The 10,022-nt window shown below is 76.0% G+C and carries 10 protein-coding genes; 5 read left to right on the top strand and 5 right to left on the bottom strand.

The window, feature by feature from the left end:
- The first annotated feature begins 75 nt into the window (after nucleotides 1–75).
- From AC3ERT_RS30415 to AC3ERT_RS30405, 3 genes are all read left to right on the top strand, one after another.
- Nucleotides 76–1,083 carry a quinone oxidoreductase family protein gene (locus AC3ERT_RS30415; RefSeq protein WP_435178031.1) on the top strand — a complete coding sequence of 336 codons (1,008 nt, stop codon included), beginning with the start codon at nucleotides 76–78 and terminating at the stop codon, nucleotides 1,081–1,083.
- A gap of 191 nt (nucleotides 1,084–1,274) precedes the next feature.
- Nucleotides 1,275–2,642 (top strand): NAD(P)/FAD-dependent oxidoreductase, encoded by a 1,368-nt coding sequence (locus AC3ERT_RS30410; RefSeq protein WP_435178029.1) that lies wholly within the window; start codon nucleotides 1,275–1,277, stop codon nucleotides 2,640–2,642.
- 76 nt (nucleotides 2,643–2,718) lie between these two features.
- Nucleotides 2,719–3,414 (top strand): ribonuclease H family protein, encoded by a 696-nt coding sequence (locus AC3ERT_RS30405; RefSeq protein ID WP_435178027.1) that lies wholly within the window; start codon nucleotides 2,719–2,721, stop codon nucleotides 3,412–3,414.
- Here AC3ERT_RS30405 and AC3ERT_RS30400 read toward each other — a convergent pair.
- The 5 genes from AC3ERT_RS30400 to AC3ERT_RS30380 form a co-directional block, all read right to left on the bottom strand.
- On the bottom strand, nucleotides 3,371–4,495 hold the full coding sequence (locus AC3ERT_RS30400; RefSeq protein WP_335972990.1) for a PP2C family protein-serine/threonine phosphatase: 1,125 nt from the start codon (nucleotides 4,493–4,495) through the stop codon (nucleotides 3,371–3,373). The two genes, AC3ERT_RS30405 and AC3ERT_RS30400, sit on opposite strands and share 44 nt — an antisense overlap.
- A 283-nt stretch (nucleotides 4,496–4,778) precedes the next feature.
- Nucleotides 4,779–5,684 carry a DUF4232 domain-containing protein gene (locus AC3ERT_RS30395; RefSeq protein WP_435178025.1) on the bottom strand — a complete coding sequence of 302 codons (906 nt, stop codon included), beginning with the start codon at nucleotides 5,682–5,684 and terminating at the stop codon, nucleotides 4,779–4,781.
- Entirely contained in the window at nucleotides 5,668–6,156 is a 489-nt protein-coding gene (locus AC3ERT_RS30390) for an RNA polymerase sigma factor (RefSeq protein WP_335972987.1), read from the bottom strand. Before AC3ERT_RS30390 ends, AC3ERT_RS30395 begins: the two co-directional genes overlap by 17 nt.
- An 83-nt stretch (nucleotides 6,157–6,239) precedes the next feature.
- Nucleotides 6,240–6,908, bottom strand: a complete 669-nt coding sequence (locus AC3ERT_RS30385; RefSeq protein WP_435178023.1) for a class F sortase — start codon at nucleotides 6,906–6,908, stop codon at nucleotides 6,240–6,242.
- Nucleotides 6,909–6,922: 14 nt separating this feature from the next.
- Nucleotides 6,923–7,672, bottom strand: a complete 750-nt coding sequence (locus tag AC3ERT_RS30380) for a DUF4232 domain-containing protein (RefSeq protein WP_335972293.1) — start codon at nucleotides 7,670–7,672, stop codon at nucleotides 6,923–6,925.
- A gap of 214 nt (nucleotides 7,673–7,886) precedes the next feature.
- Between AC3ERT_RS30380 and AC3ERT_RS30375 the strand changes: the two genes are divergently transcribed.
- Nucleotides 7,887–9,146 (top strand): VWA domain-containing protein, encoded by a 1,260-nt coding sequence (locus AC3ERT_RS30375; RefSeq protein WP_435178021.1) that lies wholly within the window; start codon nucleotides 7,887–7,889, stop codon nucleotides 9,144–9,146.
- The gene (locus AC3ERT_RS30370; protein WP_435178019.1) at nucleotides 9,146–9,982 is read left to right on the top strand and encodes a hypothetical protein; all 837 of its coding nucleotides are present in this window, start codon (nucleotides 9,146–9,148) and stop codon (nucleotides 9,980–9,982) included. The genes AC3ERT_RS30375 and AC3ERT_RS30370 overlap by 1 nt, the downstream gene beginning before the upstream one ends.
- The last annotated feature ends 40 nt before the right edge of the window (nucleotides 9,983–10,022 follow it).

The raw sequence follows: 10,022 nt of genomic DNA, 5'->3' as shown, positions 1-10,022 counted from the left end.
CAGCCCACGGAGCGCCGCGCGGCCCGGCGCCGGGCCGCGCGCCTGAGACACCGACACGAGACAGGTGACTGCACCATGCGCGCGGTACGGATCGACACGTTCGGCGGCCCGGAGGTCCTCACCCCGGTCGAGCTGCCCGACCCCGTGCCGGGCCCGGGCGAGGTCCTGGTCCGGGTCGAGGCGGCGGGCGTCAACCGCGCCGACGCGCTCGCCCGCGCCGGGACCTACCACCGTGCCCGCCCGCTGCCGCTGATCCTCGGCCTGGAGGCGGCCGGCACCGTCGCCGCCCTCGGGGAGGGCGTGACCGGCCCGGCGCCCGGTACCCGCGTGATGGCCATGAGCGGCGGTGCCGCGGGCCTGTACGCGGAACTCGCCGTGGTGCCCGTCGGCCGCGTCGTCCCGCTGCCGGACGGTGTGGACACCGTCGCGGCCGCGGGGATGCCCATCGCCTGGGTCACCGCCTGGTACTGCCTGCACCGGCTCGCGCGGCTGGCGGAGGGCGAGACCGTCGTCGTACAGGCCGCCGCGAGCGGCGTGGGCAGTGCCGCGGTCCAGATCGCCGCACACGCCGGCGCCCGGGTGATCGCCGCCGCCCGCAGCAGCGAGAAGGTGAGCTGGGCGGCGGGGTTCGGCGCCCACGCCGTCCTGGACACCTCGGCCTTCCCGGGCGAGGCCGCCGTGGAGGAGGTGCTGCGGCTGACCGGCGGGCGCGGCGCCGACGTCGTCCTGGACGCCGTCGGGGGCGACGTCTTCGCGCAGAGCCTGCGCCAGGTCGCCTTCGCGGGGCGGGTGGTCGCCCTGGCCAACGTCGCGCTGCGGCCCAGCACCGTGGACACCCGCGACTTCTACCCGAAGAACGCGTCCATCCACGGCTTCCAACTCACCGGCCTGGTCGAACACGGCTACGACCCCCGGCCCGACCTGGGCGGGATCGCCGCGCGCGTGGCGGCCGGCACCTACCGGGTGCCCGTGGAGGCCACCTTCCCGCTGGAGGAGGCCGCCCGCGCCCACGAGCGCCTGGAGGACCGCCTCAACCGCGGCAAGATCGTCCTCACCGTGCAGGACCACCCCACCCGGCCCTGACCGTCCCGCCCCGACCCCTCCGGCCGCCACCCGGTATCCGGGCGGCGGCCGGTGCCGACCCCCGCCGCGCAGCCGTTCCCTCCGCTGGCGGACACCCCCGGCGCGCGGTAGGACGGAAGTGCGAAGCCGCGATCCGCGGGCAGGCGACCGCTCAAGGACGAAAGCCAGGCCGCCAGAAGGGAAGGGCTACCGTGGCACGACCGAAGATCCTCGTGGTGGGCGCCGGCTTCGCCGGAGTGGGGTGCGTACGGCGGCTGGAGCGCAGACTCGGCGCCGAGGAAGCCGACCTCGCCCTGGTGACGCCGTTCTCCTACCAGCTGTACCTGCCCCTGCTGCCGCAGGTCGCCTCCGGCATCCTGACCCCGCAGTCCATCGCGGTGTCGCTGCGCCGCAGCCACCGCTACCGCACCCGGATCATCCCCGGCGGCGCGATCGGCGTGGACACCAAGGCGAAGGTCTGCGTGGTCCGCAGCGTCACCGGCGAGATCGTCAACGAGCCGTACGACTACATCGTGCTGGCCCCCGGGAGCGTCACCCGCACCTTCGACATCCCCGGGCTCGCCGACCACGCGCGCGGCATGAAGACCCTCGCCGAAGCCGCCTTCATCCGCGACCACGTGATCGCGCAGCTCGACCTCGCCGACGCCAGCAACGACGAGGCCGAGCGCGCCGCGCGCCTGCAGTTCGTCGTCGTCGGCGGCGGCTACGCCGGCACCGAGACCGCCGCCTGCCTCCAGCGCCTGACCACCAACGCGCTGTGCCGCTACCCGCGGCTGGACCCGCGGCAGATCAAGTGGCACCTGATCGACATCGCGCCGAAGCTCATGCCCGAGCTCGGCGACAAGCTCGGCCGCAGCGCGCAGCAGATCCTCCGCGACCGCGGTATCGACATCTCGCTCGGCGTGTCCGTCGCCAAGGCGGGCCCCGACGAGGTCACCCTGACCGACGGCCGGGTGCTGCCCTGCCGCACCCTGATCTGGACCGCGGGCGTCACCGCGAGCCCGCTGATCGGCACGCTCGACGCGGAGACCGTCCGCGGCCGGCTCGCGGTCACCGCCCAGATGACCGTGCCGGGCCGCTCGGGGGTCTTCGCCCTCGGCGACGCCGCCGCCGTACCCGACCTCGCCAAGGACGAGGAGGGCGCGGTCTGCCCGCCCACCGCCCAGCACGCCATGCGCCAGGGCCGCACCGTGGCCGACAACGTCATCGCGACACTGCGCGGCCGCCCGCTCCAGCCCTACGTGCACCACGACCTCGGCCTGGTGGTGGACCTCGGCGGCCGCGACGCGGTCTCCAAACCGCTCGGCATCGAGCTGCGCGGCATGGTCGCGCAGGCCGTCGCCCGCGGCTACCACCTGTCGGCGATGCGCACCAATGTCGCCAAGACCCGGGTGCTGACCAACTGGCTGCTCAACGCGGTCGCCGGGGACGACTTCGTCCGGATCGGCTTCCTGGCCCGCACCCCGGCCGCGATGCGGGACTTCGAGTACACCGGCGCCTACCTGACACCCGAGCAGGTCCGCGAGCACGCCGCGAGCGCCGGCCTCCAGCAGAAGTGACGCCCGGCCCGGCCCCGGGCACCGCATCCGGCCCGCCCGGGTCCGCGCCGCCCGCGCCGGGTGGCATGATCGGAGCGTGGCAGACCGCATCACCGCCGCTTGTGACGGCGCGTCCAAAGGAAATCCCGGCCCGGCCGCCTGGGCCTGGGTCATGGCCGACGCCTCGGGCGAGCCCGAGCGCTGGGAAGCGGGCCCGCTGGGCACCGCGACCAACAACGTCGCCGAACTCACCGCCCTGGAGAGGCTGCTGACCGCCGCCGACCCGGCGGTGCCGCTGGAGGTCCGGATGGACTCCCAGTACGCGATGAAGGCGGTCACCAGCTGGCTGCCGGGCTGGAAGCGCAACGGCTGGAAGAACTCCGCCGGCAAGCCCGTGGCCAACCAGGAGCTGGTGGTCCGCATCGACAACCTGCTGGCCGGGCGCACCGTCGAGTTCCGCTACGTGCCCGCGCACCAGGTCGACGGCGACCGGCTCAACGACTTCGCCGACCGGGCCGCCAGCCAGGCCGCCGTCGCCCAGCAGCCGGCCGGCAGCGCCGCCGGCTCCCCGGCGCCGCCGCCCGCGCCGGCCGCCAGCCGCAAGCCGCCCAAGGGCGCCGCCCGCGCCGCCGGGGGCGCCGCCGCCCCGGCCGGCGGCGGGTCCGGCGCCTCGGGCGCGGTGCGCACCCTGAAGGCGAAGTACCCCGGCCGCTGCCGCTGCGGGCGCCCCTACGCCGCGGGCGAGCCGATCACGAAGAACCCGGACGGCTGGGGCCACCCGGACTGCCGCTGACGCCGTCGGGCCCCGGACCGAGCGCGGCCCGCGGCTCCCGGTAGCGCAGCAGCAGCATCGCCGCGTCGTCGTGCAGCGGCCCCCCGGTGTGCGCGATCAGGTCGGCCCGCAGCGCCTCCAGCGCGCGCTGCGGGTCGGGGTCGGCCAGCAGGTGCGCCCGCTCGCCCAGCGGGTAGAACGCCCCGGCCGGATCGCGCGCCTCGGTGACGCCGTCGGTGTACAGCAGCAGCTGGTCGCCCGGGCGGAAGTCCACCTCGAACGGCGGCGGCAGCTCCGCCGGCCGCAGCCCCAGACCCAGCGGCAGCGCGTACTGCGGCGGCTCGGGGAAGTCCACCTTCCCGCCGGGGCGGACCAGCATCGGCGGCGGGTGGCCGAAGTTCAGCAGCGTGGTGCGGCCGAGCGGATCGATCTGCGCCATCACCGCCGTCACGAATTTCTCGCCGCTCAGCGTACGGTCCGCCGCGCGCCGCACCCGGCCGCCGACGCCCTCCAGGGTCGGCTCGTCATGGGCCGCCTCCCGGAACGCGCCCACCACCACCGCGGCCGTCTCCACCGCCGCCAAACCCTTGCCCTGCACATCGCCGATGACCACCCGCACCCCGGCCGGCGTCGGCACCACCTCGTACAGGTCCCCGCCGATCCGCGCCTCGGTCACCGCCGAGGTGTACGACACGGCCGCCCGCAGCCGCCCGGCGCTGCGCGGCACCGGCCGCAGCAGCACCCGCTGCGCGACCTCCGCGATGGACCGGACGTTCGCCAACTCCGCCTCGCGCCGCTGCCGGGTGACCGCGGCGATCACCGCGGCCACGGTCACCCCGACCACGGCGCCGATCGAGGCGAAGCCGCGCCGCTGGCCGAAGAGGCCGTCGACCTCGCCCAGCGCGCACACCACGGCCACCGCCAGCGCGCCGATCACCGCGGTGCGCTGCCAGGAGCCGACCAGCCCGGCGAAGGCCGGGCCGAGCGAGACCAGCGGCAGCACCCCGACGCTCTGCCCGCCGATCCCGTCGGCCAGGGCCACCACGGCCATCACCGCGTACGGCAGCACCGTCAGCGGCAGCGGCGCCGACGGCCGCTCCATGCCGGCCGGCAGCCGGCTGCTGCCGCTGTCGTCGAGCAGGTCCGCGCCGCCCTCGGCGCCCTCGGGGCCGACGACGGCGCCGCCGTACGCGTCCCCGTCGGTCCGCGGGGCGTCCGGCGTCTCCTGCGGGCGCCCGGCCCGGCCTCGTCGCAGCACGCTCACCTCACCTTCCCCGTCCGCCAGGTTAGGCCCGTACCGGCCGGTCGGCCCGCCGGTCCCCACCTGCCGTTACCGCATCGAGCCCTGCTCCGGGCGCCGCGTGCCCCGGGGCGTACGCCGCGGCTCAGGACGGCGGATTGCCGGTCCGGCCCGCGGTGAAGGGGGTGATCTCGAACATGTCGTCGCAGTCGGTGACCTGCCCGGCGAACGTCAGGGACGCCTTGCTGCCCGGCGGGTACATCTTCAGCCGCGCCGAGGTGGCCAGGCAGGTGCCCTGCTGGTCGACGGTGTGGATGGTGGCGCTGGCGGCGCCCCCGGGGGCGAGCACGACGGGGGAGTAGTCCAGCGTCCTGCGGGTGGCGGGCCGGCCGATCTGCGTGCCGTTCGCGTCGAGCATCGACAGGCCCGGGTAGCCGGTGACGTGGCAGGACGCCGTGCCGGTGTTGGTGATCACCAGGTAGCGGTAGAGGTTGCCCGCGCCCGCGTCGCTGCCGCCCAGGCTCGCCGACAACTGCGCGGCGGTGCACATCGGGGTGGCATCCGGCGTGGTCGGGGAAGCGCTCGGTGCGCCGCCCGCCGCGCCCGGCGGGGTGGCGGTCGCCGACGGTGTGGACGTCGCCCGGCCCGCGGACGGCGTGGGGCGCTGACCGCCGGTGGCGCTGGGCGCCGCGGCGGTGTGCGTGGGCTTCGGCGAGAGCGCGGGGCCGCTGCTGGCCAGCGAGCGGTCGGCGGGCGGGCCGACCACCTGCCCGTCGCCGCCGGGGGAGACCACACCGGTCAGGAACAGCGCGCCCGCGACCACCGCGGCGGCCGCGGTGCCGCCGGCCAGTGCCCGCACCCGGCGCCGGCGCGCGGCCCGCCGCCGGACGCGCTCGAACGCGCCGGGCGGAGGCGCCAGATAGCCGCCCGCGGGCCGCAGCAGCCGCTCCAGGGGGTCGTCGGCCCCGTCCGCGCCGCGGGCCGGCCCGTTTGGCCCGCCGGAGCCGGTGCCGTCCGGGGGAAGCGCGGGGCCGTCAGGAAATCCGGTCATGGTGCTCCCCGAGCTTGGCGCGCAGGTGTTCGCGGGCGGCGTGCAGATCGGCCTTGACGGTGCCCTCCCGGCGGCCGAGCAGGGCCGCCACCTCCCGGACCGGCAGGTCGGCGAAGTAGTACAGCAGCGCCGGGTCGCGCAACCGCTCCGGCAGCGACTGCACCAGCATCCGCACCGTGGGGTCGGCCGCCTCCGGCTGCTGCTTCACCGCTTCCTCCGTCTTCACCCGGCGCAGCGCGCGCCGTTCGCGCTCCAGTCTGCGCCAGTGGTCGCGCACCAGGTTGGCCGCGGTCACGTAGAGGAAGCCGCTGGGCTCCTCCACCTTCGTCCAGCGCGCCCACAGCCGGGTGAACGCCTCGGCGGCGATCTCGTGGGCGGTCCCGTCGTCGTCCACCAGCTTGCGCACCCAGCCCGCCAGCCGCGGGTACAGGGCCGCGAACAGCTCGGAGGCGGCGCGCTCTTGAGACCGGATGGTCGCTCCTCCTGCTTCTCGTCGTGGCTCCGCCGACCGTACCGGTCCCGTGAGGCCGAGCGGACCGGCGGGCGCCATCCGGCTCACGCCCCGGAGACCAGTGAGGCGTACACGATCACGTTGTCCGGGTAGCCGCCGCCCCCGCTGATCCGGGTGCCGCCGCAGGTGATGAGACGCAGTTCGGGGTGGTCGACGTTCCCGTACACCGACGACGTCGGGAAACGGGACTTCGCGACGGTCTGCACCCGGTCGACGGAGAAGGTCGCCACCGAGCCGTCCGCCCGGGTCACCGCGATGGTCTCGCCCGCGCGCATCCGGTCCAGGTGCAGGAAGACCCCGTCGCCGTAGGCGCCCACCGTGACATGGCCGAGCAGCACCGACGGGCCGAGCTGCCCGGGCGTCGGCGAGCCGTCGTACCAGCCCGCGGGCGCGTCCTTGGCGATCGGCGGGACCTGCACCTGGCCGTCGGACGCCAGGCCCAGCGCCATGACGGGGGTGTCCACGCCGATCGACGGGATGCGCAGCCGCGAGGGCACCGAACGCGCCATCGGGCCCGGGGCGTTCGCCGCCGACGGAGTGCCGCCCGCGCCCGGGGCGGTGGCGGCGGGCGTCACCGAGCCGCCGTCGGACGGAGTCTGCGCGGGCGCGGTCGACTGGCACCCGCACAGCAGCGCCAGACCCGCCGCGAGCGCGCACAGGGCGCCCCCGCGGCGGTTCCGGCGGCCGGCGGCCCCCTGGCGTACGGCGGTCACGCCGGCCGGACCTTTCAACGGCCGGCCCGCACCTTGCGGCGCAGCGCCACCGCGACGCCCGCGGCACCGAGCGCGGCCACACCCGCGCCGGTCGCCGCGAGCACGGTGGAGTCGCTGCTGTGCGAGCCGGTCGCCGCCAGGCCCGTGTCGGGGGCGCCCGAGGGCACCGTCGGCACCTGCGCCCCGCCGCTGGTGCCCGTGGTCGGCGCGGCGGTGGGCGCCCCGGTCGGCGCGGACGTCGGGGTGCCGCCGTCGTTGCCGCCCGTGCCCGCGGCCAGCGGGGTGATGGCGAACGTGTCGTAGCAGTCGGTGATGACGCCGGGGATGGTCAGCGACGCGGTGTTCCCCGGCGGGTAGACCTTCAGCTTCGTGGACGCCGGCAGGCAGGTGCCCTGGTGGTTGACGGTGTGGATGGTGTCGCTCGCCGAGCCGCCGGGCCGCAGCACGACCGCGGAGTAGGTGCGCGCGTCCCGCGTGGCGGGCCGGCCGATCTGCGTGCCGTTCGCGTCGAGCATCGACAGGCCCGGGTAGCCGGTCAGGTGGCAGGTGGCGGTGCCGGTGTTGGTCAGCACCAGGTAGCGGTAGAGGTTGCCGGCGCCCGCGTCGCCGCCGCCGAGGGCGGCGCTGAGCTGCGCGGTGGCGCACATCGGGGTGCCCGAGGCGTCGGCTGGGGGCGCGGTGGCCGTCGCGGGTGCGGCGCCCAGCGCGGTCAGCGCGAACACCGCGGCCCCGGCGGCCCCGGCGGCGAGTGAACTCCTGCGCATGTCCTGCTCCTTGTCTCCCCGGTTGTCGTGCCCAGGCCCCTCCCGGGGCGGTCTCCCCGGGCGACTCGCGGAACCCGTCGTCCGGAATCGGCAGCAGAGACGACAGAGCCCGCGGCCGGGTTGTAAAGAACTGTCAAAGTCGCTCCGGCGGCCCCAACGACCTTGCTGACCAGGCGACTTCGGGATTCGGCCGACCCTCACTACGATCAGTGCGATGATCATCCGAAAGCTACTGGCCGCCGGTACGGCCTGCGGGCTGACGGCCGCACTGGCCTGCGGCCTCGTGCCGGCCACCGCCCATGCGGGGGAGCCCGTGCCCGGGGCCACCGCCAAGGTCGAACTCGTCCTGGACGTCAGCGGTTCGATGAGCGCCAAGGACATCGACGGGCAGTCCCGGATGTCCGCCGCGAAGCAGGCCTTCGACGACGTGCTGGACTCCACCCCCCAGGACGTCGACCTCGGCATCCGCACCCTCGGCGCGAACTACCCCGGCGACGACCGCAAGACCGGCTGCAAGGACACCCGGCAGCTCTACCCCGTCGGCGCCCTCAACCGCGACCAGGCCAAGAGCGCCGTCGCCACCCTCCAGCCCACCGGCTGGACCCCGATCGGCCCCGCGCTGCTGGCCGCCGCCCAGGACATCAAGGGCGGAGGCGGCACCCACCGCCTGGTGCTCATCACCGACGGCGAGGACACCTGCGCCGCCAACCCCTGCGACGTCGCCCGGCAGATCGCCGCCCAGGGCGTCGACCTGACCATCGACACCCTCGGCCTCGTGCCCGACACCCACACCCGCAGCCAGCTCAGCTGCATCGCCGAGGCCACCGGCGGCACCTACACCACCGTCCAGCACCGCCAGCAGCTCACCACCAAGGTCACCCAGCTGGTCAAGCGCGCCACCGACACCGCGGTCACCCCCACCGCCGTCCAGGGCGCCGACACCTGCCAGGCCGCACCGGTCCTCAAGCGCGGCCTGTACACCGACCGCGAGACGTTCTCCCAGAACCGCTGGTACCGCGTCCAGGTCGAGCCCGGCCAGGAACTGCGCGCCTCCGCCACCGTCTCCGACGACCGCACCGTCAACGCCGACTACGGCGTGCTGCTGCGCGGCGTCACCCTGCACGGCCGCGAGATCGTCCGCGACGACGAGGGCGGCACCGGCCGCACCGACGCCGTCTCCGCCGGCATCCGCTACCCGAAGCCGGACGCCGACGACGACACCCCGGCCGAGACCGTGTGCCTCCAGGTCGGCAACTCCTTCTCCGCGCCCGCCTCGGTGAAGACCACCCCCGGGCTGCCGGTCGAGCTGTCCATCGACCTCGTGCACAGCCCCGACCAGCCCTCCGACGTCGCCTTCTACGGCCTGGGCCGCGGCTGGTGGCTGCTGGGCCTGCTCGCCGCCGTCGGCGCCGTCGCCGGACTGCTCACCGGCTGGGCCGCCCGCTGGCGCATGAACACCGGAGGGACCCGCTGATGCGCACCGCACGGCTGCTGGGCGCCGCCACCTTGCTGGCCGCCGCCGCACTGACCGCACTGACCGGCCCGGCCGCGGCCGACGACGGCACGACCACCCCGGACCCCACGGCCACCGCGACCGGTTCCGACGCGCCGCCCACCCAGGCCGGCACCGACTTCCGCACCGCGACCGTCATCGACCAGGGCGTGCGCGCGACCGCCGACGCCTCGGCGGGCGACTACCTGTACTGGCAGTTCCCCGCCGACACCGGCCAGCACGTCACCGTGCACGCCACCGTCACCTTCCCCACCACCGCCACCCGGCACGGCGCGTCCACCTGGCAGGTGGACGTCTACGACGGCCTGCGCCGCCACCAGTCCTGCCGCTACGGCAACCAGACCGTCACCGCGGCCGCCGACGCGGCCTCCGTCGACCTCGTCTGCCACCTGCGCACCATCCGCTCCTGGTCCGAGCCGTGGGCGAACGACCCGCTGCGCGGCGCCTACTACGTTCGGGTGACCGTGCTCGACCTGCCCTCGACCGACCTCGGCCAGCCGGTGCAGGCCGCGGTCGAGGCCACCTCCGACGGCACCGCGGGCAGCCAGGCCGTCGACGGCTCGGTGGCACCGGTGGTCACCGCCAACGGCCCGCGCGTCGCCCCCTCGGGCGGCTGGGCCGGCACCTGGTGGTCGCCGCGCTGGCTGTGGACCGGCGGCGGCGGCCTGCTCGCGGTCCTGCTCGCCTTCGGCGCGCACCGGCTCGCCCGCGGCCCGCTGCGCCCGCCCGCCCCCGCCCGGCCGCAGGCGTACGACCGCCCGGACCGGCCGCGGGAGCCGGCCGGGTACGGCGACTGAGGCAGCCGCAGTACCCGTCCGGAGCACCGCCCCGGTCCCC

Source organism: Actinacidiphila sp. bgisy145 (assembly GCF_057708125.1).
This window is presented reverse-complemented; position numbering and strand designations above follow the sequence as displayed.

Excerpts from the sequence above, each read along its gene's own strand:
- AC3ERT_RS30415 (WP_435178031.1), top strand. The coding sequence starts at position 76 with ATGCGCGCGGTACGGATCGACACGTTCGGCGGCCCGGAGGTCCTCACC.
- AC3ERT_RS30400 (WP_335972990.1), bottom strand. The coding sequence starts at position 4,495 with ATGGAGCGGCCGTCGGCGCCGCTGCCGCTGACGGTGCTGCCGTACGCG.
- AC3ERT_RS30395 (WP_435178025.1), bottom strand. The coding sequence starts at position 5,684 with ATGACCGGATTTCCTGACGGCCCCGCGCTTCCCCCGGACGGCACCGGC.
- AC3ERT_RS30380 (WP_335972293.1), bottom strand. The coding sequence starts at position 7,672 with ATGCGCAGGAGTTCACTCGCCGCCGGGGCCGCCGGGGCCGCGGTGTTC.
- AC3ERT_RS30375 (WP_435178021.1), top strand. The coding sequence starts at position 7,887 with ATGATCATCCGAAAGCTACTGGCCGCCGGTACGGCCTGCGGGCTGACG.
- AC3ERT_RS30370 (WP_435178019.1), top strand. The coding sequence starts at position 9,146 with ATGCGCACCGCACGGCTGCTGGGCGCCGCCACCTTGCTGGCCGCCGCC.